The sequence below is a fragment of the Dechloromonas hankyongensis genome (genome assembly GCF_022012295.1).
GTDB classification, from domain to species: domain Bacteria; phylum Pseudomonadota; class Gammaproteobacteria; order Burkholderiales; family Rhodocyclaceae; genus Azonexus; species Azonexus hankyongensis.
Window position 1 is genome coordinate 354,596 of the sequence record NZ_JAKLTN010000002.1, and the last position, 21,262, is coordinate 375,857.

At 63.0% G+C, this 21,262-nt stretch carries 23 protein-coding genes and 1 tRNA gene; 6 read left to right on the forward strand and 18 right to left on the reverse strand.

All coding sequences use genetic code 11. From position 1 onward, the window contains the following. Window positions 1-42: 42 nt before the first annotated feature. The 8 genes from pqqE to hpnC form a co-directional block, all read right to left on the reverse strand. Window positions 43-1,182 carry a pyrroloquinoline quinone biosynthesis protein PqqE gene (gene pqqE / locus LZ012_RS10150; RefSeq protein WP_275710356.1) on the reverse strand — a complete coding sequence of 380 codons (1,140 nt, stop codon included), beginning with the start codon at window positions 1,180-1,182 and terminating at the stop codon, window positions 43-45. Next, window positions 1,179-1,451 (reverse strand): pyrroloquinoline quinone biosynthesis peptide chaperone PqqD, encoded by a 273-nt coding sequence (gene pqqD, locus LZ012_RS10155; RefSeq protein ID WP_275710358.1) that lies wholly within the window; start codon window positions 1,449-1,451, stop codon window positions 1,179-1,181. The genes pqqE and pqqD overlap by 4 nt, the downstream gene beginning before the upstream one ends. Beyond that, a complete protein-coding gene (gene pqqC, locus LZ012_RS10160) occupies window positions 1,451-2,254 on the reverse strand; it encodes a pyrroloquinoline-quinone synthase PqqC (RefSeq protein ID WP_275710360.1) in 804 nt (267 codons plus the stop codon). The genes pqqD and pqqC overlap by 1 nt, the downstream gene beginning before the upstream one ends. Before the next feature lie 9 nt (window positions 2,255-2,263). Then, window positions 2,264-3,184, reverse strand: coding sequence for a pyrroloquinoline quinone biosynthesis protein PqqB (pqqB, locus tag LZ012_RS10165; protein ID WP_275710362.1), 921 nt, complete (start codon window positions 3,182-3,184; stop codon window positions 2,264-2,266). 46 nt (window positions 3,185-3,230) lie between these two features. Continuing rightward, window positions 3,231-3,305 (reverse strand): pyrroloquinoline quinone precursor peptide PqqA, encoded by a 75-nt coding sequence (pqqA, locus tag LZ012_RS10170; protein WP_141353941.1) that lies wholly within the window; start codon window positions 3,303-3,305, stop codon window positions 3,231-3,233. 216 nt (window positions 3,306-3,521) lie between these two features. Next, window positions 3,522-4,742, reverse strand: a complete 1,221-nt coding sequence (hpnE, locus tag LZ012_RS10175) for a hydroxysqualene dehydroxylase HpnE (protein ID WP_275710364.1) — start codon at window positions 4,740-4,742, stop codon at window positions 3,522-3,524. A 4-nt stretch (window positions 4,743-4,746) separates the two neighbouring features. After that, window positions 4,747-5,580: a presqualene diphosphate synthase HpnD gene (hpnD, locus tag LZ012_RS10180; RefSeq protein WP_275710366.1), complete on the reverse strand. Its 834-nt coding sequence runs from the start codon at window positions 5,578-5,580 to the stop codon at window positions 4,747-4,749. A gap of 4 nt (window positions 5,581-5,584) precedes the next feature. Then, a complete protein-coding gene (hpnC, locus tag LZ012_RS10185) occupies window positions 5,585-6,394 on the reverse strand; it encodes a squalene synthase HpnC (RefSeq protein WP_275710368.1) in 810 nt (269 codons plus the stop codon). A gap of 39 nt (window positions 6,395-6,433) precedes the next feature. Between hpnC and LZ012_RS10190 the strand changes: the two genes are divergently transcribed. Beyond that, window positions 6,434-6,518 (forward strand) — tRNA-Leu (locus LZ012_RS10190). 229 nt (window positions 6,519-6,747) lie between these two features. Here LZ012_RS10190 and LZ012_RS10195 read toward each other — a convergent pair. Next, on the reverse strand, window positions 6,748-6,996 hold the full coding sequence (locus LZ012_RS10195) for a hypothetical protein (RefSeq protein ID WP_275710370.1): 249 nt from the start codon (window positions 6,994-6,996) through the stop codon (window positions 6,748-6,750). Continuing rightward, window positions 6,972-7,412 (reverse strand): rhodanese-like domain-containing protein, encoded by a 441-nt coding sequence (locus LZ012_RS10200; protein WP_275710372.1) that lies wholly within the window; start codon window positions 7,410-7,412, stop codon window positions 6,972-6,974. Before LZ012_RS10200 ends, LZ012_RS10195 begins: the two co-directional genes overlap by 25 nt. A 120-nt stretch (window positions 7,413-7,532) precedes the next feature. Between LZ012_RS10200 and LZ012_RS10205 the strand changes: the two genes are divergently transcribed. Beyond that, complete coding sequence (locus tag LZ012_RS10205; protein ID WP_275710374.1) at window positions 7,533-8,081, forward strand: YaeQ family protein; 549 nt, start codon at window positions 7,533-7,535, stop codon at window positions 8,079-8,081. An 18-nt stretch (window positions 8,082-8,099) separates the two neighbouring features. Here LZ012_RS10205 and hflX read toward each other — a convergent pair whose 3' ends face one another. From hflX to LZ012_RS10225, 4 genes are all read right to left on the reverse strand, one after another. Continuing rightward, on the reverse strand, window positions 8,100-9,440 hold the full coding sequence (gene hflX, locus LZ012_RS10210; protein ID WP_275710377.1) for a GTPase HflX: 1,341 nt from the start codon (window positions 9,438-9,440) through the stop codon (window positions 8,100-8,102). A gap of 98 nt (window positions 9,441-9,538) precedes the next feature. Next, window positions 9,539-10,249 carry a zf-TFIIB domain-containing protein gene (locus LZ012_RS10215; RefSeq protein WP_275710379.1) on the reverse strand — a complete coding sequence of 237 codons (711 nt, stop codon included), beginning with the start codon at window positions 10,247-10,249 and terminating at the stop codon, window positions 9,539-9,541. Between the two features lie 147 nt (window positions 10,250-10,396). Further along, window positions 10,397-12,295: a peptidase U32 family protein gene (locus LZ012_RS10220; RefSeq protein WP_275710381.1), complete on the reverse strand. Its 1,899-nt coding sequence runs from the start codon at window positions 12,293-12,295 to the stop codon at window positions 10,397-10,399. A 6-nt stretch (window positions 12,296-12,301) separates the two neighbouring features. Further along, window positions 12,302-13,123 (reverse strand): class I SAM-dependent methyltransferase, encoded by an 822-nt coding sequence (locus LZ012_RS10225; RefSeq protein WP_275710383.1) that lies wholly within the window; start codon window positions 13,121-13,123, stop codon window positions 12,302-12,304. Window positions 13,124-13,234: 111 nt separating this feature from the next. On the opposite strand from LZ012_RS10225, the gene LZ012_RS10230 reads away from it, so the two are divergent. Then, a complete protein-coding gene (locus tag LZ012_RS10230) occupies window positions 13,235-13,513 on the forward strand; it encodes a hypothetical protein (RefSeq protein ID WP_275710385.1) in 279 nt (92 codons plus the stop codon). A 111-nt stretch (window positions 13,514-13,624) separates the two neighbouring features. Here LZ012_RS10230 and LZ012_RS10235 read toward each other — a convergent pair whose 3' ends face one another. From LZ012_RS10235 to LZ012_RS10250, 4 genes are all read right to left on the reverse strand, one after another. Further along, entirely contained in the window at window positions 13,625-14,353 is a 729-nt protein-coding gene (locus LZ012_RS10235; protein WP_275710387.1) for a hypothetical protein, read from the reverse strand. A 109-nt stretch (window positions 14,354-14,462) separates the two neighbouring features. Then, on the reverse strand, window positions 14,463-16,127 hold the full coding sequence (gene ettA, locus LZ012_RS10240; protein ID WP_275710389.1) for an energy-dependent translational throttle protein EttA: 1,665 nt from the start codon (window positions 16,125-16,127) through the stop codon (window positions 14,463-14,465). Window positions 16,128-16,237: 110 nt separating this feature from the next. Continuing rightward, the gene (locus LZ012_RS10245; protein WP_275710392.1) at window positions 16,238-16,867 is read right to left on the reverse strand and encodes an N-acyl amino acid synthase FeeM domain-containing protein; all 630 of its coding nucleotides are present in this window, start codon (window positions 16,865-16,867) and stop codon (window positions 16,238-16,240) included. Window positions 16,868-16,901: 34 nt separating this feature from the next. Further along, window positions 16,902-17,465 carry a bactofilin family protein gene (locus LZ012_RS10250; RefSeq protein ID WP_275710394.1) on the reverse strand — a complete coding sequence of 188 codons (564 nt, stop codon included), beginning with the start codon at window positions 17,463-17,465 and terminating at the stop codon, window positions 16,902-16,904. 343 nt (window positions 17,466-17,808) lie between these two features. Between LZ012_RS10250 and LZ012_RS10255 the strand changes: the two genes are divergently transcribed. Genes LZ012_RS10255 through LZ012_RS10265 form a run of 3 tightly spaced genes read left to right on the forward strand, consistent with a single transcriptional unit; the run spans window position 17,809 to window position 21,153 of the window. Then, entirely contained in the window at window positions 17,809-19,212 is a 1,404-nt protein-coding gene (locus tag LZ012_RS10255) for a sensor histidine kinase (RefSeq protein ID WP_275710396.1), read from the forward strand. Beyond that, complete coding sequence (locus LZ012_RS10260; protein ID WP_275710399.1) at window positions 19,202-19,750, forward strand: permease; 549 nt, start codon at window positions 19,202-19,204, stop codon at window positions 19,748-19,750. The genes LZ012_RS10255 and LZ012_RS10260 overlap by 11 nt, the downstream gene beginning before the upstream one ends. Beyond that, entirely contained in the window at window positions 19,747-21,153 is a 1,407-nt protein-coding gene (locus LZ012_RS10265; protein ID WP_275710401.1) for a sigma 54-interacting transcriptional regulator, read from the forward strand. The genes LZ012_RS10260 and LZ012_RS10265 overlap by 4 nt, the downstream gene beginning before the upstream one ends. Window positions 21,154-21,262: the final 109 nt, after the last annotated feature.

Sequence of the window (21,262 nt, forward strand, 5' to 3'; positions counted from 1 at the left end):
TGAAGGGAGGGGCAGGCACTTTGACGACGGACAAAGCCGTCGTCAGGGCGTATCGGCAGTCAGCCGGCGGCTTTCCTTCGGGTCGCGGAAGATCAGCGGCTGCGCCTGGCGGGCCGGGTTTTCGGCGTTTTCCAGTGCGGCGACCACCTCGCTATGGTGCGGACTCTTCGGGCAGACCGGGTCGGCGGCATCAGGGTCGCCGGCCAGCAGATAGGCCTGGCAACGGCAGCCGCCGTAGTCCTTTTTTTTGTCGTCGCAGCTCTGGCAGGGTTCCTTCATCCAGCCGGTGCCGCGGTAGTGGTTGAAGCCTTCCGACTCGAACCAGACGTGGCGCAGGCTGTGTTCGCGGACATTCGGGAAGCTGAGGCCGGGCAGCATGCGGGCGGTGTGGCAGGGCAGGGCGGTACCGTCCGGCGTCACGGTCAGGAAGACGTTGCCCCAGCCGTTCATGCACTTCTTCGGCTTGCCCTCGTGGTAGTCGGGCACCACGAACAGGATGCGCATGCGGTCGGCCAGCTTGGCCTTCCATTCATTGGTCACTTCTTCGGCGCGCTTCAACTGCTCACGCGTCGGCATCAGCTGGTCGCGGTTGAGCAGCGCCCAGGAGTAGTACTGGGCGTTGGCCAGTTCCAGGTATTCGGCGCCCAGTTCGTCGGCCATTTCGATGATGCGGCCGATGTGCTCGATGTTCAGGCGGTGGATGACGACGTTCATGACCATCGGCCAGCCGCGCGCCTTGAGCATGTCGCCGACCTTCTGCTTGAGGTCGAAGGTGCGGGTGTGGGTCAGGAAATCGTTGATCTCCTTGGACGAGTCCTGGAAGGAGAGCTGGATGTGGTCGAGGCCGGCGGCCTTGAAAGCATCGAGCCGCGCTTCGGTCAAGCCGACGCCGGAGGTGATCAGGTTGGTGTAGTAACCCAGTTTGCGGGCTTCGCCGATCAGGATTTCGAGATCGTCGCGCAACAGCGGTTCGCCGCCGGAAAAGCCGCACTGCACGGCGCCCAGTTCGCGGCCTTCGCGCAGTACGCGCAGCCAGTCGTCGGTGGACAGCTCCTGCTCGGTTTTGGCGAAGTCGACCGGGTTGTAGCAGAACACGCAGTGCAGCGGGCAGCGGTAGGTGACTTCGGCCAGCAGCCACATGGGCGGGCCGACGGTCGGGGTGGGGGTGACGAGGGCGTTCATGCGGTGGCAGTATCCAGCCGCAGCCAGCGTTTGTCGACGGCCATGGCGATGAAGGCTTCGACATCGGGGCGCAGGCCGCTGGCGGCGAAAGCGGCTTCCAGGTCGCCGACGATGGCGGCGATGTCGCGCTGGCCATCGCAGCGCGCCAGGATTTCCCCGGCGCTCTGGTTGAGCTTGATCATCCCCTCCGGGTAGAGCAGCACATGGCAGTTCTGCGCCGGCTCCCACTGGAAGCGGAAGCCGTGGCCGAGGCGGGGGATGCCATCCATCACGCTGCCTTGCGTTCGGTTTCCGGCGTGCCGGTGACGCCGTTGGTGCCGTAATGCTGGCCCATCACGTCGTTCATCGACCACAGGATGTCGAGCTTGAACTTGAGGATCTGCACGGCGCGTTCCTGCATCGGGCGGGTGCGGAAGTAGTCGAGGGTGACATTGAGGCCCTGGATCACGTCGCGCGGCGCCTGGCTGGTGCGGTTGCGGAAATACTGCAGGCCTTCCGATTCGATCCACGGGTAGTGCTCCGGCCAGGTGGCCAGGCGCTGGCGGTGGATGGTCGGCGCGAACAGTTCGGTCAGCGACGAGCAGACGGCCTCCTGCCACGGGGCGCGGCGGGCGAAGTTGATGTAGGCGTCGACGGCGAAGCGCACGCCGGGCAGCACGTGGCGCAGATCGACGATTTCCTCGCGGGTCAGGCCGACCGCTTCACCCAGGCGTATCCAGGCTTCGATGCCGCCGGCGTCCATCTGCTTTTCGCCATTGGGCAGGCCGTATTCGAACCCGTCGTGGTCGAGGATGCGCTGCACCCAGCCGCGGCGCACCTCGCGGTCCGGGCAGTTGGCCATAATCGCCGCGTCCTTCACCGGAATGGCGATCTGGTAGTAGTAGCGGTTGGCCACCCAGCCGCGAATCTGCTCAGGCGTGGCGCGGCCAGTGTTGAGCATGACGTTGAACGGGTGGTAGATGTGGTACGACTTGCCGTTCTCGCGCAACTGCGCCTCGAATTCTTCGCGGCTCCAGGCCGGGCGGCCATCGTCGGCGTCGTGGGATTCGGCAAGGATGTCGGCTCGGATCATGGTGGTCTCTCAGATGGTGATGCGGGCGCCGTCTTCGGCGACCTCGATGCCGCGCCGGGTCAGTTCGGCACGCTGCGGCGAGGCTTCGTCGAGGATGGGATTGGTGTTGTTGATGTGGATGAGGATCTTGCGCACGTGGCGGGGCAGCTCGTCCAGCCAGTCCATCATGCCGCCAGGACCGGACTGCGGCAGGTGGCCAATGTCGCGGGCGGTCTTGGTGGACAGGCCGGCGGCGATCATCTCGTCGTCGGTCCAGAAGGTGCCGTCGACCATCACGCAATCGGCTTCGGCCATGCGGGCGAAGACTTCCGGCGTGCGGGCACCAAGGCCGGGGGCGTAGAACAGCTTGCGGCCGCTACGCTGGTCGGTGATGGTGACGCCGATGTTGTCGCCGTCCACCGAGGCTTCGCGGTGCGGCGAATAGGGCGCCGCCTTGCTGGCCAGCGGCAATACGGAAAATTCGAGGCCCGGCACCTTGGGCATGGTGAAGGGCGTGCCGTCCAGTTGCAGGGCGTGGCGGTCGACGCCGCAGTAGTGGCTGAGGACGTTCAGCACCGGGTTGCCGGTGGTCAGGTCTTCATATACCGGGTCGGCACACCACAGCGGCATGCGCGACTTCTGTTCGCGCAGCATGAAGAGGCCGGTGGCGTGGTCGATCTGGCCGTCGACGAGCAGGATGCCGCCGATACCGGTATCGCGCAGGGCGCGGTTGGGCGTCAGTTCCGGCGTGGCCTTGATCTGCTGCAGGATGTCGGGTGAGGCGTTGAACAGCGTCCAGTCCGCGCTGTCGTCGGCGGCGACGCAGATCGACGACTGGGTGCGCGGCTTGGCCTGGACGCTGCCGTCGCGCACGCCGGCGCAGTTGTGGCAGTTGCAGTTCCATTGCGGAAAACCGCCGCCGGCCGAAGCGCCGAGAATGATCAGTTTCATGGGATTTATGGAAAAGCCGCCATCTCAGGGGATGGCGGCAAGCCGCTTAGCGAGCGGCGATGTACATCGTGATTTCGAAGCCGAAGCGGAAGTCACAGGCGGTCGGGGTTTCCCATTTCATGAAAGTCTCCTTTGTCGGTTGAGGTACCGGGGCGGTTGCCGCCGGTTTTTGTCCTACATCAAAAAATGTGAAGGACTGGCGAGCACTATCGCGCCGGCCCGTATTCAGCGCAGCGCGAAATCCATGAATGGGGCCTCATGATTTTCATGAGGAGGCGGGGGCGAGGGAAAAACGCCGGATCGCCCGTCATTCCCGCCCAGGCGGGAATCCAGGCCGTCAGCCGTTCAGCAACTGGCGGGCGGCCCGCCGACCGCTGCGCACGGCGCCTTCCAGGGTGGCCGGATAGTCGGCCCAGCTGTGGTCGCCGGCCAGCCACAGGCGCGGATGGGCTGTGCGGCAGTCCGGACGCGTCAGGCCGGGGCAGGCGGCGAAGGTCGCCCGTTTTTCGCGGACCACCTTGTGCCACAAGGCGCCTGCCGGTTGGCCGATTTCGGCTTGCAGCGCTTCGGCCAGCGCCTCGTCGCTCAGCGCTTCCCAGTCGCCGTGGCCGCTCAGCACGCAGCCGAGCAGGCCCTGGCCGCGGTCGATGACCCATTGTCCGTGGCCGCCGAGCAGGTTGTGCAGCGGAAAAGGCAGGCTGAAATCGGTCGGGAATTGCAGGTAGACCGTGGCGATGGGTTCGAAATCGAGGACAGCCGTGCTGTCCGGCCACAGCGCGGCACGGTGTTGCGGCGCGGTGGCGATAATGGCGGCGGTAAAGGTTTCGCCGTCGACGGCAACTTGCGCGTCGTCGGCCGCCAGGCTGTGCACCCGCTGGCCGAGCCGAAGTTCCGCGCCGTGGGCCTGTAGCCAGTTGGCGGCCGGTTCGGGCAGGACTTGGCCGAGCGGGACGCGCGGCAGCAGCAGGTCGGTATCTTCACGGCGCGGACTGCCCAGGCTGTCGCGCAGCACGTTGGCGAACAGTTGGGCCGAGGCGCGGTCAACCGGCGTATTCAGCGCAGCAAGGCAGAGCGGTTCCCACAGATGACTGCGCAGGACGCCGGTCTGGCCGGCGGCGTCCAGCCATTGGGCGACCGTGATGTCGGCCGCGAGGCGGAAGCCCCGGCGCTTGATGCCATCCATCCATATGGCAGTGCGCAGCTTTTCGCCGAACCCGACGCCGCGGGCGGCGAGCAGGCCCCAGGCGACATTGAGCGGGGCGGGCAGGCGGGGCAGGACAAGTTCGAAGCCGGCGCTATCGATGACGCGCAACGGCCGGCGGTCGAACAGTTGCTCCGGATCGGCGCCGACCTGGCGCATTAGCTCGAGCGTGTCGCGATAGGCGCCGAGCAGGATGTGCTGGCCGTTGTCGAGCACACGGCCGTCGAGATTGGCGCTGCGCGCCCGGCCGCCGAGCACGCGGCCGGCCTCGAACAGGGTGCAAGGTGTGCCGCGCGCAGTCAGTTCGACAGCCGCGGCAATGCCGGCCCAGCCGCCACCGATGACGGCGACGCGCACTATGTCAGCCCTTGATCCAGGTCTTGGCTGCCAGCCACAGCTTGCGCATCGGCGGCAGCGAAATGCGCTGGTGCAGGACCTTGAAGTTCTCGTCCTTGATTTCGGCGAGCAGGGTGCGATAGATCGCCGCCATGATCAGGCCCGGGCGCTGGTTCTTGCGGTCGCCGGCCGGCAGTTGCGTGAAGGCCTGTTCGTAGTACTTCTCGGCCCGTTCGTACTGGAACTGCATCAGGGCGGTGAAATTATCCGAATACTTGCCGTCCAGGATGTCCTTCGCCGGCACGTTGAACTGCTTGAGTTCGTCCATCGGGATGTAGATGCGGCCGCGTCGGGCATCCTCGCCGATGTCGCGGATGATGTTGGTGAGCTGGAAGGCCATGCCCAGGTCGTGCGCGTATTTCTGCGTCTGGCGGTCCTGGTAGCCGAAGATTTCAGCGGCGAGCAGGCCGACGACACTGGCCACGCGGTAGCAGTAGAGCGACAGGCCCTTGAAGTCGAGGTAGCGCGACTGCTGGAGGTCCATTTCCATGCCGTCGATGATTTCGAGCAACTGCTCGCTGGGCAGGTTGATGCCGGGGGCGACTTTCTTCAGGGCGAGGCCGACCGGATGCTGCGGGTTGCCGTCGGCGATGCGTTGCACCTCCTGGCGCCACCAGGCGAGCTTGGTCGAGGCGATCGATACGTCGTGGCATTCGTCGACCACGTCATCGACTTCGCGGCAGAAGGCGTAGAGGGCCATGATGGCCTGCCGGCGCTCTTGCGGCAGGAACAGGAAGCTGTAATAGAAGGAGGAGCCGCTGGCCGCGCACTTCTCCTGGCAGTATTGGTCTGGATTCATGGGGCTACATTTTAAGGGATCGGGTGCCGAGAACCAGCCAATCCGTCAAACCGAGCTTAGGCCGGTGGCGGAAAACGTCGCCACGCACCTGGCGGATGCGTTCGAGGATGCGCAGGCCGCCCTGGACGGTCAGGCGGATTTCCCAGCCCATGCGGCCGGGCAGGGCATGGACGAGCGGGGCGCCACGCTGCATCAGGGCGGTGGCGCGGTCGATCTCGAAATCCATCAGGGCCGCCCAGTCGGCCGAGCTGCGGCCGGCCGCGATGTCGTCTTCGCTCACCCGGAAATGCGGGAAATCGGTTTGCGGGATGTAAACGCGGTCCTTCTGCCAGTCGATCGCCACGTCCTGCCAGAAGTTGATCAGCTGCAAGGCGGTGCAGATACAGTCCGACTGCATCAAGTGCTTCTCCTCGGTCCGCCCGAACAGGTGTAGGACCAGCCGGCCGACCGGGTTGGCCGAGCGTCGGCAGTAGTCGAGTAGCTCGGGATAGTCGGCATAACGCTTCTTGACCACGTCCTGGGCGAAGGCGTCGAGCAGGTCGCGGAAAAGCTGGATGGGCAGGGCGTGTGCGGCAATCACCTCGGCCAGGGCGGCGAACAAGGGCATTTGCGGGGCTGTGCCGGCCGCGATGCGGTCCAGTTCGGCCTGATAGGCGGCCAGCCCGGCCAGCCGTTCTTCCGGCGTGGCATCGCCTTCATCGGCAATGTCGTCGGCGCTGCGCGCGAAGCGGTAGATGACCTCGATTGGCTGGCGCAGTCTGGCTGGCACCAGAAGCGAAGCGACCGGGAAATTTTCGTAGTGGTCGACAGGCATGGGCGTCCGCGTCAGTCGATGCTAGAATGCGGGCCGCTTGCCCAGGTGGCGAAATTGGTAGACGCACCAGATTTAGGTTCTGGCGCCGAAAGGTGTGGGGGTTCGAGTCCCTTCCTGGGCACCAAGCAATTGTTCGACACAGTAGTTGCAGTCCGTTAAACCCGCCCTAGTGCGGGTTTTTTGTTGTTTTTCGGTTGTCTCATGCGCTGGTCTAGCAAGCTGGGAGAGCACATTTGGCATCGGCGGGAGTATAGCCCGACAGCGGGCTGAAAAAGGCGATCGTGGGGCAGTGAAGGGACTGCCACGACAGGGGCTGACTGTCTCGAACTGTCGACGGCCGCTGGAGGGGCCTACTAGCCGGGTACTGCTTCGTTTGCCGTTGGCGACAGAACCGACCAGCACTGCCAGTGGCCGCAAGCCGAACGGGCACGCCGTTCGGAGCCGTCCCACGGGCCGCCCTGGCAAATCCCGGTGCTGCTTTCCACCTCGATTAGGACAACATCAGGCGTCGATCCGGGTTGGCGCAGCCCGCTCCAGATCTGGCAACTGGCGCAGCGCTTGCGGGCGACGGCCTGGCTCAGCAGGTCTTCGCCGCCTTGCATGAGGCAATGCTGGATGCCGCCGGCGATACCGGCCCACCGGCCGCGATCCAGCCCTTGATGCCGCTTTTCACGTTATAGACGGTGGTATAGCCGGCCTGTTGCGACAGGAACTGGCTGACCGGTTTGGTCCGGTTGCCGCTGCGGCAGATGACGATGACCGGCTCGTTCGGTTTGGCGATGGGCTTGACCTTTTCCAGCCAGGCGGCAGCGTCGGAACGGCCTTTTTCGTCGAAGAAGGTGAGCAGCTTGCTGCCGGCGACGATGCCGGTCTCTTCCCATTCGCTCTGCAAGCGGATGTCGATGACCGGTACGCCGCTTTGGGCCAGTTTTTCCAGTTGGGCGTTGTCGATGTCGATGACTTCGGCCCGGGCGAGGGCGCTGACGGCCAGCAGTGAGGCGAGAATCAGACGGCGCATGGCAATTCCTGTCTATCAGAAAACGCTGATTGTACTTGTTTTCCCTATCTCACTATTGAGTCGTTTTCAGCCGCTGGGTTCCTGCATCATGGGATAATCCCGCTTTTTTCCGGGGCCGGCATGGCGCTCAAATCCACCATCTTCAAGGCCGAACTGCAACTCGCCGATCTCGACCGTTCGCATTTCGGCGACTATTCGCTGACCATCGCCCGCCATCCGTCGGAAACCGACGAGCGCATGATGGTCCGCTTGCTCGCCTTTGCGCTGAACGCGTCGGAAACGCTGACATTTGGCCGCGGACTGTCGGCCGAGGATGAGGCCGACCTGCAGGAGCTCGACGCCACCGGCAGCATAGAGCGCTGGATCGACGTCGGCCTGCCCGACGAAAAGAACATCCGCCGCGCCTGTAACCGCTCACGCCACGTCATGGTGCTCAGTTATGGCGGGCGGGCCGCCGAAATCTGGTGGCAGCAAACGGCCGGCAAGGTTTCCGGCCAGAAGAACCTCCGCGTGCTCGCCTTGACGGCGGATGAGGGGAAGGCGCTGGCTGCTCTCGCTGAGCGCAACATGCGCCTGCAATGCACCATCCAGGACGGCCTGATCTGGCTGGGCGGCGAGCAGGGGCACGTCGAACTGGCGCCCAAGGTTCTGCAGGCGCCCGCGGAATGAGGTTTTAGCGAACGCGGTTCACAGCTGGTCCAGGCGTTCGCCCAAGTCCTTCAACAGTTCCGCTTCGCCGCGCACGCGGAAGAAGGCCCCTTCCTCGTCAGCGCGTTCCTCCAGCACTTCGCAATTGGCGTAGATCTGCCCGCGCAGTTGCTGGGCCGACCAGGGCAGGAAAAGTTCGGTCTCGACCAGCTCTTTCTGGAAGAAGCTGACGATGGTGGCCCGCAGTTGCGCTACCTCGTCCGGACGGCGGGCGCTCATCACGATGCAGTCGGGGTATTTCTCGCGCAGGGCTGCGGTGCACTCGGCTTGTGCCGCCTCGTCGCCGACGTGGTCGATCTTGTTGAAGACGCGCAGGCGCGGCACCTCATCGGCAGCAATCTCTTCCAGCACCTTGTTGGTCACTTCCAGTTGGCGTTCGAATCCCGGATCGCTGGCATCGACGACATGCAGCAGCAGCGATGCATCGAGCGCTTCGTCGAGGGTAGATTTGAACGAGGCGACGAGGCCGTGCGGCAGGTTCTTGATGAAGCCGACCGTATCGCTGACCAGCACTCGCGGCACACTCTCCGGGTACAGGGCGCGCACCGTGGTGTCGAGGGTGGCGAACAGCTTGTTGGCGACCAGCACCTCGCTGCCGGTCAGGGCGCGCATCAGGGTGGATTTTCCGGCATTGGTGTAGCCGACCAGCGCCACGCCGGCCAGGCCCTGGCGCTCTTGGCGCCGGGCGCGTTGTGTCTTGCGCTCGACTTCCATGGCGGCGATTTCCAGCTGCAGCTCGGCGATGCGGTCACGGATCTTGCGGCGGTCCATTTCGGTGTGCGATTCGCCCGCCCCTCGGCCGCCGACGCCGCTACGCTGCCGGCCCTGCGGCCCGGCCAGCTTGGCCATTTCACGCAGGCGCGGCGCCATGTAGCCGAGGCGGGCGATCTCCACCTGGGCCTTGGCGGCCCGCGAACGGGCATTGCGATGGAAAATTTCGAGGATGACCATGGTTCGGTCCATCACTTCGCAGCCGGCTTCCAGTTCGAGGTTGCGCGCCTGTGACGGCGAAATTTCATGGTCGACCAGGATGACTTCGATCGGCCCCAGGTGCGGGGTGGGCGGGTATGAGGTGTCGCCGACCGCCGCTTCGCCACGCACGAAGTGATGTATTTCCTGGCGCTTGCCGATGCCGAGATAGCCCGTCGTGTCGAAGCTGCCGCGTTTCTGCGTGAAGGTATGGATGACCTTGAAGCCCAGCGTCTTGGCCAGTTCGCGCAATTCGGCAATAGACGCGTCGAACTCGAAGTCGCTGACATGGGGCAGCTGGACGGCCGCCACGACAGCGTACATGGGTTTTTCCTGAACTTCTTTTTGCATGCGGGAAGGGCTTTGCTGAAAAAATTTAAGGGCGGAGTGTACCGCCAATGCCCGGCTTGCCCGAACTGGCGGGGTCCGGCTTCGTTATCAATGCCGGATTAGTGCCGTATCAGGTTCCAGACCAGTTCGGCCCCGGCGGACAGCAGATCGATGACATCGATGGCTCCAACGTCTGCGGCGTGAGTTTTCTGGCGCGACTTTTCGCGTTCGCGCAGCACGATGGCATCGCCCAGTGCTTCGACATTGAGGGTCGTGCGCCGCACCTCGGCATGCAGGTAGCGGTCTAGCGCCTGTTCGACGGCGTCGGCATCCAGAATGGCGATGGGGGCGCGGCAGTGCCCGCAAGCGTGGTCCTTGCGGATATCGACCGGGGCGCCGCAACCGGTGCAGCGCACGACGCCGACCTTGGCGGACAGCTCGCTCACTTCGGCCGGCGACAGCTGGCGGACGAAACCCTTTTCGATCATGAACTGGGCGAAGGTGGTGAAGCGCCCGTGTTTTTGCAGGCAACGGTGGTAATTGAAGCGGCCGCCGTGTTTGGCAACGTCCAGGCCGTGCAGCAGCTTGTCGTCGCAGCGCGGGCAACGCAGCGGGTCGCGCAGGGGCAGCCGCTGGTCGTCGCGATGCTGGTGGATCAACTTGAACAGCTCGATGATGCCACCGGGCGTCAGCTGCACGCTCTCGAATTCGTCGAACCAGATGCCCTGGCAGGGAAAGCACAGATCGATCGTCACCTCGCCATGATGCATCCGTTCGAAGCGGTGCTTGCTCATGGTTTGCCGGCAGGAGGGGCAGGGGATCGGTTGCATGATGGCCACGGGACTAGGAGCGCCAGAAGCGGTCTTCCGACACGTCAGGCGAGACTATAGCGCAAGCGGATCGGCCGGGTACCGGCCGATTTCGGCAAATACCGTGGCCCCAGCCGACGTCTGCGCAGCCATCCGGCCCCCGCGGTTTCAGCCGCAGGAAGCCTGGCGAATGGTGCCGAGGTTGAGCTTGACGCCTTTTTTCATCTTGCCGATGACGTGCATCTCGCAGGCCTTGCAGTCGAACTTGAGGATCAGCTTTTCGCCGCCGTTCATCAGGGTCATCGGGTCCGGCTTCAGGTGCTTCACTTCCTTTGGGCACAGGTTGAAACTGTAGCGCAGGCAGTGGCGGGTGATCATCAGCGACACCATGCCCTTCTCGTTGCCGGCCTCGTAGGCTTCCTCGATCAGTTTGACGCCATGTTTCTCGTAGAACTGGCGCGCCTTGGCATTGAATACGTTGCCGAGGTAGGTCAGTTCGTCCTGCGGGTAGGGCACGGGGTTGGCGGATGGCTGGGCGCGCGGCGGGCGCGGGTAGCTGGCCAGGCGGGCGGCTTCGAGCTTTTCGGTGGCTTCGCGACGCAGCGCATTGACCGCACCGACCGGCAGGAACCAGGCCTGCGATAGATTCAGTTCGGTAGGCTCGGCGACGAACATCGTGTTGCCGAACTTGCCGAGGTTTTCCTTCAGCTTGGCCTGCGCCTGTTCCGGATTTTGCGCCAGTTCGCTGCCGATCTTCTCGCTGCGCAGCAGTGCTGCGCTGGCGGTGACGCCGTCTTCGTCGGTCAGGGTCAGCACGAAGGCATCGTTGGTTTCTGACAGCACCGGCTTGAGCGAAACGCGGCGCTCGGCCGAATCCTTTTCCAGCGCCCGCTCGAATTCCTGGTCGCGATTGCGGAACAGGGTGGCGCCCTCGGTCAGTTCTTCCGGCATCTCGGCCGGGAACAGCTTGTCGCCCTCGGCACGGTTGATACGCATGCCCATCACGTCGCCGTTGGCGTCGTGGAAGCAGACGCCGTCGCCGTTGTGGAACGTCTGCTCGCTATTGACGACGATCCAGCCGTCGCCGATCTCAGTCACTTCGCCGATCAGTTCGCCGACGAAGGCCGGCGTGTCGAAGGCGCCGATGTCGTCCTGGCGGCCGCCGGCGAAGTAATCGGTGTAGCCGCGGTTGAAGGTCTTGTCCGGCTGCGGTTCGAAGGTATAGGTGCTGCGGCCGCTGGAGGCGCGGCTGTACTGCGGATGGGCGGCGATGATGTCGTCGAGCAGCCGGCGATAGTGGGCCGTGATGTTCTTGACGTAGGACAGGTCCTTCAGGCGTCCCTCGATCTTGAACGAGCTGATGCCGGCTTCGACCAGGGCGAGCAGGTTCTCAGTCTGGTTGTTGTCCTTCATCGACAGCAGGTGCTGGTCCTCGGTGATGACCTTGCCCTTCTCGTCGACCAGCGTGTAGGGCAGGCGGCAGGCCTGCGAGCATTCGCCGCGGTTGGCGCTGCGCCCGGTATGGGCGTGGCTGATGTAGCACTGGCCGGAATAAGCGACGCATAGCGCGCCGTGGACGAAGTATTCGAGGGCCAGCGTCGTCGCATCGGCCACTTTTTTCACTTCGTCCATGCTCATCTCGCGGGCCAGCACGATTTGCGAGAAGCCAACGTCTTCGAGGAACTTGGCCTTGGCCGGATTGCGGATGTCGGTCTGCGTGCTGGCGTGCAGCTGGATGGGCGGCAGGTCGAGTTCGAGCAGGCCCATGTCCTGGACGATCAGAGCATCGACGCCGGCCTCGTAGAGCTGCCAGGCCAATTGCCGGCTGTCTTCGAGTTCCGCGTCGTGCAGGATGGTGTTCAGCGCAACGAAGACCTTGGCCCGGTAACGATGGGCGAAATCGCACAGGCGTAGGATATCGGCGACATCGTTGCCGGCACCGTAGCGGGCACCGAAAGACGGGCCGCCGATATAGACGGCGTCGGCGCCATGCTTGATGGCCTCGATGCCGAAATCGGCATTCTTGGCCGGGGCGAGGAGTTCGAGCGGGTGTTGAAGTCGGGTCATGGCGCCTTAGTACGTAAAACGCGGCGCAAGTTCTTCGATATTGAACTCGCGCAGGATGGCTGTTGCCCGTTCGCGGGCGTTCTTCCGAGGCTGGCCCCGCTTGCTGGCGATGATCAGCTCGTTCTTCATCGAGTGTTCCCAGCCGACCAGCTCGGTCACCGTCACGTCGTAGCCGTGCGACTCGAGCAGCAGGCAGCGTAGCACGTTGGTCAGGTGGCTGCCCAGTTCGCGGGTGTGGATGGGGTGTCGCCACAGTTCGGACAGCGGGGTCTTGCCCAGTGATTCGTTCTTTTTGGCGCGCATCGTGGCGGCCACTTCCGCCTGACAGCAAGGGACGAGGACGATATGGCGGGCGTTGCGCGTCAGGGCGAAACGGACGGCGTCGTCGGTCGCCGTGTTGCAGGCGTGTAGCGCTGTCACGACATCGACGCTGGCTGGCAGTTCGGTGGACGACAGCGAATCCTCGACCGTGCACGCCATGAAGCGCATGCGCGGAAAGCCAAGCCGGGCGGCCAGTTCGCGCGATTTATCGACCAGCTCGGCCCGCGTTTCGATGCCGACGATCTCGCCGCTGGCACGCTCCTTGAAATAGAGGTCGTACAGGATGAACCCGAGATAGGACTTTCCGGCACCGTGATCGACCAGCGTCTCTGCATTTTCGAGCAAGGGCTCGATGAACTGGTACAGGTGATAGACCTGCTTCAGCTTGCGGCGCGTGTCCTGGTTGAGCTTGCCGTCGCGTGTCAGGATGTGCAATTCCTTCAGCAAATCAATGGATTGGCCGGGACGGATTTCCGGAATGTCGGTAGGGGAATTCTGCTTTTTCATAGGCGTGATTATCGCATTCAAAGTTCTATGACTTTTGTGTCAACCGAATCGAAATTGCGTCGTTATTAGGCTCATGGTGATCAAACACCGCATACCTACGGAGATAGTCAAATGGGCAGTCTGAGCAACGAATCCTTCGAACAATTCCTGGATTCCCTGAAGAAAGCCGGTATCACGATTTCCAACGAAGCCGAACTGCGCGAGCGGCTGGCTGAAGCACAACGCTGGCGTTTCGCTTTCCAGACCCTGGCTGCCAACGGCAAGACCATCGGGATCTGCTTCGAAGATCACTCCGAAGGCCGTAACGATGCCGAAATCGATCGTGCATTCAACGAGTTCCAGTTTTCCGAAAAGACCAAGGCCGTTTTTTCTGCCAGCTTGAAGCACTGACAAAATAAGCATATATTTCACCTACAGTTTGCGTGCCTCGCGATGGCGGGGCGCAAAAAAGAACGGGCGCCGCAACGGCGCCCGTTTTGCATTCAAACATGCCTGGTTGGCTTATACCTGACCGGCAAAATATTGCATCTGCAGGCGCTGCAGGAGCGAGTATTTCAGCTTGCCGCTTTCGACCAGATCCTTCAGAACGGCCTTGAGCTGATTATCCAGCGTGCCGAAAATCGCCTTTTCCGGGGTGTTACCGGCCATTGGCAGGAACAGGATGCCGATCCAGGTAGTAATGGAATCCTTGTTGGTCGAGGCGTTGATCAGATTACCCTTGTTGTCGAGCAGCTTGGCTTGCAGCGTGTAATTATCCGTTGCCGCGGCCGGGATCACGGTCAGGGTCAGGCCGCTGATGAACCCGGCGACGGCTGCCAATCCGGGGGTGCCATGGTTGTAGATGTCGAGACGGATAACGTAGTCGGACGTGGCACGATCCTTCTCGTCAAAACTGTATTTGGAAAACAACGCGGATTCGTCCAGCGTACCTTTGACCGACGCATTCAGTTTTTCCTTGATGGCCAGAATTTCCAAGCTGGCTTGGCCGGGGTCGCCGCGGAAGAGGTGTGTTTCAACGAAGACGGTGGGTTTGTTGGCGTAGCGCGAGACATCCGGTAGTTTGCCGACGTCTGCCAGTTCATTGTTCCGGAATGATGCGCAGCCCGACAGCAGGAGGGCGGCGCAGGCCATGAATAGGCACGCGAGTTTTTTGGATTGCATTGATTGCTCCCTTTTGTGTTTTTTGAGGATTACCTTGGCATCTAGGCCAAGGCGACCTGGATAGTACATTCGCATCGCCCGGGAGCAAAGTGCAAAAAAAAACGGACACGCTAAGCATGTCCGTCTTCTGGTTTTTTGGGGGTGATCGTTGAACTTCTCGGTCATCCCCCGATCGCTTTTAGCGGGTGATGGGCTTGTAGCGAATCCGCTTCGGCTTGGCGCCTTCTTCGCCCAGACGTTTGCGCTTGTCCTCTTCGTATTCCTGGTAGTTGCCCGGGAAGAAGGTCCATTGCGAATCGCCTTCAGCGGCCAGGATGTGCGTACAGATACGGTCGAGGAACCAGCGGTCGTGCGAGATGACTAGTGCGCAGCCCGGGAATTCGAGCAGGGCGTCTTCCAGCGCGCGCAGGGTCTCGACGTCGAGGTCGTTCGACGGTTCGTCGAGGAGCAGCACGTTGCCGCCGGCCATCAGCGTCTTGGCCAGGTGCAGGCGACCGCGCTCGCCGCCGGACAGGTTGCCGACCAGCTTGCCCTGATCGGCGCCCTTGAAGTTGAAGCGGCCGATGTAGGCACGCGACGGCATCTCGAACTTGCCGATCTGCAGGATGTCGCTGCCTTGGGCCAGTTCGTCGAACACCGTCTTCGAGCCGTCCAGGCAGTCGCGCGACTGGTCGACGTAGGCCATCTTGACCGTCTGGCCGACCTTGACCGCGCCGGAATCGGGTTGCTGCTGGCCGGTGATCATCTTGAACAGGGTCGATTTACCGGCGCCGTTCGGGCCGATGATGCCGACGATGGCGCCCGGCGGGATGCTGAAGCTCAGGTTGTCCATCAGCAGCTTGTCGCCGAAGGACTTGGTAACGCCGTCGAATTCGATGACCTGGTCGCCCAGGCGCTCGCCAACCGGAATGAAGATTTCCTGCGTTTCGTTGCGCTTCTGGTATTCGTGGCTGGACATTTCCTCAAAGCGCGACAGACGGGCCTTGGACTTGGCTTGGCGCGCCTTCGGATTGGAGCGCACCCACTCCAGTTCCTGCTTCATCGCCTTCATGTGGGCGTCGATCTGCTTGTTTTCGGTTTCCAGGCGGGCTTCCTTTTGCTCCAGCCAGGACGAGTAGTTGCCCTTCCAGGGAATGCCGTGGCCGCGGTCGAGTTCGAGAATCCACTCGGCGGCGTTGTCGAGGAAGTAGCGGTCGTGGGTGACGGCGACGACGGTGCCGGGGAAGCGGACGAGGAACTGTTCCAGCCATTCGACCGATTCGGCGTCGAGGTGGTTGGTCGGTTCGTCGAGCAGCAGCATGTCCGGCTTTTCGAGCAGCAGCTTGGCCAGCGCGACGCGGCGTTTTTCACCGCCGGACAGGTTACCGATGACGGCATCCCAGGGCGGTAGGCGCAGCGCGTCGGCCGCGATTTCCATCTGATGTTCGGTATCCGAGCCGGCGGTGGCGATGATCGCCTCGAGGCGGGCCTGTTCCTCGGCCAGCTTGTCGAAGTCGGCCTCCGGATCGGCGTAGGCGGCATAGACCTCGTCCAGCTTGGCCTGCGCCTGCATCACTTCGCCGAGGGCGGATTCGACTTCTTCCTTGACCGTCTTGGCCGCGTCGAGCTGCGGTTCCTGCGGCAGGTAGCCGATGGAAACGCCAGCCAGGTGCTGCACCTCGCCGTCGTATTCCTTGTCCACGCCGGCCATGATCTTGAGCACGGTGGACTTGCCGGCGCCGTTCAGGCCGAGCAGGCCGATCTTGGCACCAGGGAAGAAGGACAGGGAAATGTCCTTGATGATCTGACGCTTGGGCGGGACGATCTTGCTGACCCGTAGCATGGACATGACGTATTGAGCCATTTGCGCTTGCCTGAAGGAAAAATAATCAAAGGGCGAAGTCTACGAGGCTTCAGCGCAAATAACCAGCCTTCGATGGTCGAAGGACGGTCATTCGGTTTTCCGGCAGTAGCTCAGTAGTGAATGTTGCCCAGCGAGCGGTGAAGCAGGACGGCCGGCGCCTCGACACGCGGGCAGCTGCGCAGTTCACCGATCTGGTGGAAGCCCATGGTCCGGCGATAGTAGCCGGCGTGGCGCGGATTGACTTCGATGACCAGTTCGGTGCCACCGAAGACGGCGCGAACATATTGATAGATGGCCAGGAACAGCGAACCGAGCACTTCCGGTTCGTAGCATTCGGCATCGACAGCCAGGCGCGTGACTTCGCAGACGATACGCGAATGACCACGCAACTTGGCAACCTCGTCGCGATAGAGGCCGTCGGCCAGCAGGCCGGCCGCCGAATCGCGCGAGGCGGTTGCAGTGGCGACCAGTTGGCCATGCAACCAAGCACCGATGGTGACATGGCTCGGATCGGCTGGTTGCAGCGGATTTGCTGCCAGGCGGTAGCCGCGCCGGGCGTACATGCGGCGGACCAGGCCGCTGCAGGCCCGTAACTGGGTGTAGGTCACGGCCGGCGCGACGATCAGTTCCGGCGCTTCGGTGGCGGTCGGTGCCTCGGAAAAATAACCACGCTCTCCGGTCAACAGCATGGGCGCTGGAAGAGGGGCGAGCGTGGCGTCGAGCGGTGATGCGTTATACATATTGTTCGTATTCTATGAGTTGCCTAAAAAGTAATCAACCGACGACCGCGCTCAGCGGCGTGATCTGCTGTTCGTCGCGCTGATAGCGTTGCGACGGTTTGTCGGAAGACAGCGAATTGATGTCGCCACACAGTTCGCCACCTTCGTTGATCAGCAGTTTGCCGTAGCGGATCTTGCCGCTCACCTTGCCGGTGGCGTGGATAATCAGTTGCGAACGGGCGGTCAATTCGCCTTCGAAGGTGCCGTGGATTTCGGCCACGTCGATGCTGACCTTGCCGGCGAAGGCGCCCTTGTCGGCAATGCGGATGACGCGGCTGTCCATGGTCGCTTCGACCCGGCCTTCGACGACCAGCGTGTCGCAGTCAAGTATTTCGGCTCCCTTGAGCTTGACGTCCGGGCCGACGATCAGGGAAGCGCCGGTCGGGGTTTCGGTTTCGGTCGTGGTGGTCAATTTTTCTTCCGTGGTGGCGGGGGTTTCGGTGACGACCTTCGGTTCCGGCACGGCGCCGGCGAGGCCGCTGCCTGAGCCGAGAACGCTTTTCACGTCCTTGCGGGTGATGGTGTCGTTGCGAGTGGTAATGGTCGGTTTGCTGAACATGGAAACTCCCGTGGTGAGGTTGTTCGACAAAAAACTTGTCCCGACGCCTATTGCGATATCTGTGCCACCTAAATTAATTTCAATTTAAACAATATATTAGCGGAAACGATTAAACCAGATTCCCGATATGGATGGTGCTTGTGTCGTTAAATGGCGACAGCTTTTTTTGGGCTTTTCCGAAAAGTCATCTAGGCTTCAATGCGGGGTTGTCGTTAAAATCAGACAAGTGATTAATTGACTGATTTTTATAGATAAATTTTCACGCTATTGGGTCGCCCCCGGCCCGAGGTAGAGAGCAGTGACCATTAAACTGCGCGGGAGTTCTTAAATCAGCACACAAAAAATGAACCGTATTTCCTTCCGCCAGGGCATGTTGCTTGGCTTCACCCTGATCGGCCTGCTGCTGGGCGGGGTGGCGATACAAAGCTGGCTGGTGGTCGAGCGGTTGGTCGATCAGAGCCGGCGCGGCAGCGAGCAGGCGATCCAGTTGACTGCCGCCATCCAGGAGTTGGGTGAGCGTACGGTCGATATCGAACGCAGCGCGCGGCAATACCTGGTGCTAGACAATCCAGTTTTCCGCCAGCGTTTCGACGAGCATCTGGCGCAATCCCTGGCCGTCGTCGATCGTCTCGACGGTATGGCTTCCGATCCGCTGCAGCCCTTGCTCGGCGGCTGGCGCATGGTCGCCGAGGCCTTGCGCAGCGGCCTGGAACAGAATATCCCGCAGGCCGAAATCATTCCCCTGCTGGCGCGTATGGCTGAATTGAACGGTCTGCTCAAGCAAGCCGGTCAACGCTGGGTGGAGGAGCAGAATCGCAAGACGCTCGATCAACTGGATGCGGCTCGTCTCAAGCTCGGTGGGCGCATCGGGCTGGCCCTGCTCGGCGCGCTGCTGGTGGCGCTGGCCATGGGCTGGTGGCTGGTACGCCCGGTACGCCATCTCGAACAAGCCATCGTTCGCCTGGGCGCCAGCCGTTTCGACGAACCGGTCACTGTCGGCGGCCCGGCCGACTTGCGCCAGCTCGGCAAGCGGCTGGACTGGCTGCGCCTGCGCCTGGCCGAACTGGAAGCCGACCGCGAGCGCGCCTTGCGCCATGTGTCGCACGAACTGAAAACTCCGCTTACCGCATTGAAGGAGGGCGTCTCGTTGTTGCGCGAAGAAGTCCCCGGGCCGCTCGTCGCCGGCCAGCGCGAGGTGGTCGATATCCTGCAGCACAACGTCCTCGTCCTGCAGGAGCAGATCGAAAGCCTGCTCACCCTGAATGCGGCGGCTTTCGACGCCCGCCGCCTGCAACTGGCCCCGGTCAAGCCGAAAAAGCTGCTGGCCGGCGTCGTGCAGCGCCGTGACCTGCACAGCCAGGCGCGACGGCTCAAGGTGGTGACCGAGGCGCCGGACCAGATGGTCACGCTGGATGCCGAAAAAATGTCGGTCGTTCTCGACAACCTGTTGTCCAACGCCATCGATTTCAGTCCGGACAACGGGGAAATCCGCCTCGGCGTCAGCCGCGTCGACGGCCTTTGGCGCTTCGAATGCATGGATCAGGGGCCGGGTATAGCCGAGGAAGACCGGCAACGAATTTTCGACCCCTTTGTCCAAGGCCAGCGCGCCGCTCCGGCGCCGCGCCAAGGGAGCGGGGTCGGCCTGTCCATCGTGCGCGAACTGGTGCGCGCCATGGGCGGCAGGGTCTATCTGGTGCCGCAGGACAGCGGCGCCCATTTTTGTGTGGAAATACCTGATGAGCAGTAAAACCGATTTTCTCCGTCGCGGACTGTGCGGTCTGCTTTGTGCCGCCCTGCTGGCCGGCTGTACCACGATGCCCGGCGCCAAAAAAGCGGCCCGGGTGGACGAGACCACGCCGGAGGCGGCGCTCACCTATTACCAGGGCCTCGGCCGCATGACCCCGGCCGAACTCGGCCGTGAACGCATGGTGCTGGTTGCCGTGCCGCAAACACCGTACACCCAGGTGCGCATGGCCATGCTGCTCGGCCATCCGCGTGTTCAGCAGGATCTCGGCAAGGGGCTGGCGCTGCTCGACAGCGTGCTCAAATCCAACGAACCGGCGGCCATGCCTTTTCATCCCCTAGCTCGCCAGGTAGCCGACAACTATCTCGAACGCCTGAAACTTGAGGGGCAACTCGACAAACAGGGGCAGCAATTGAAGGACAGCCAGCGCAAGACCAGTGAACAACAGGACAAGCTCGACAAACTGCAGGAGAAGCTCGACAGCCTGGCCGATATCGAGCGGACCCTGTCGCGGCCACGCCCCGTCGGGAGCAAGCGATGAGGCCGGCACTGCGCGGCGAAGGAGCGCATGTGCTGGTCGTCGATGACGACGAGGACATCCTGCGGCTGCTGACCATGCGCCTCAAGGCGCGCGGCTTCCGGGTGACGGCGGTGGGTTCGGCCGAGCAGGCGGTAGTCCGGATTGCCGTGGACACGCCGCGCGTGGTGGTCAGCGACGTTTGCCTGCCGGGGCAGGACGGCCTGGCGCTGTTCGAGGAAATCCGCCGCACGCGGCCGACCCTGCCGGTCATCCTGCTCACCGCGCACGGCAATATTCCCGATGCTGTCGATGCCACTTCGCGCGGCGTTTTCGGCTATTTGACCAAGCCTTTCGACAGCCAGATACTGCTCGAAAAGATCGACCGCGCCCTGCAACTCTCCGAGCCGACCTTGCCGGCCGGCGAAGAAGTGGTGGCGGTGGGCGAGGGGGGCGATGCCTGGATGGAAGGCGTCATTTTCCGCAGCAGCCGGATGGCCGCCTTGATGGCCGATGCGCGCATGGTCGCGGCGTCCGACGCCAGCGTGCTGATCCGCGGTGAAAGCGGCGCCGGCAAGGAAGTTCTGGCCCGCGCCATCCACCGGGCCAGCCCGCGGGCCAAGGGACCGTTCGTCGCCATCAACTGCGGCGCCATCCCCGAACAACTGCTTGAATCCGAGCTGTTCGGCCACGCCAAGGGCGCCTTCACCGGCGCCGCCAGCAACCGGGTCGGCCTGTTCCAGACGGCCAATGGCGGTACGCTGTTCCTCGATGAAATCGGCGACATGCCGCTCGCCCTGCAGGTCAAGCTGCTGCGCGTGCTGCAGGAGCGCGTCGTACGGCCGGTCGGCAGCACCAAGGTCGAGCCGGTCGATGTCCGTCTGCTGTCGGCGACACACCGTGATCTCGATGCTGCCATGACGCAGGGGCTGTTCCGCGAGGATCTTTATTACCGCCTCGATGTCGTGTCGCTGACCCTGCCGCGGCTGGAAGAGCGGCGCGAGGATATCCCGCTGCTCGCCGCCCACTTTGCCGGCCTGCTCGCCGTCAAGTACGGCAAGCCGATCAACGGCTTTGCGCCGGACGCCTTGGAGGCGCTGGCCACCGCCTCGTGGCCGGGCAATGTCCGGCAGCTGTTCAACGTTGTCGAGCAAAGCTGCGCGCTGACTTCGACGCCGCTGATCTCCGCCGCGCTGGTCCAGCGCGCCTTGCGCGTGCCGGCCATGGATGCGCTGACCTACGCCGACGCAAAGCAGCGCTTCGAGCGCAACTATCTTGTCCAGCTGCTCAAGCTGACCGACGGCAATGTCGCCGATGCAGCGCGCATTGCCGAGCGCAACCGGACGGAGTTCTACCGACTGCTGCAAAAGCACGACCTGACGCCGGCCATGTTCCGCAGCGACAGCGAAACGCTGGCCGAACGGTGAACACCATTCCACTGCCTGCGCGTTGCATCGGATACGGGCGGGCTGTCGCCGGGTCACGACTCGGTTACCGGTTCAGGGGGGGGTGAAAAATATCTTACTGATTGATTTT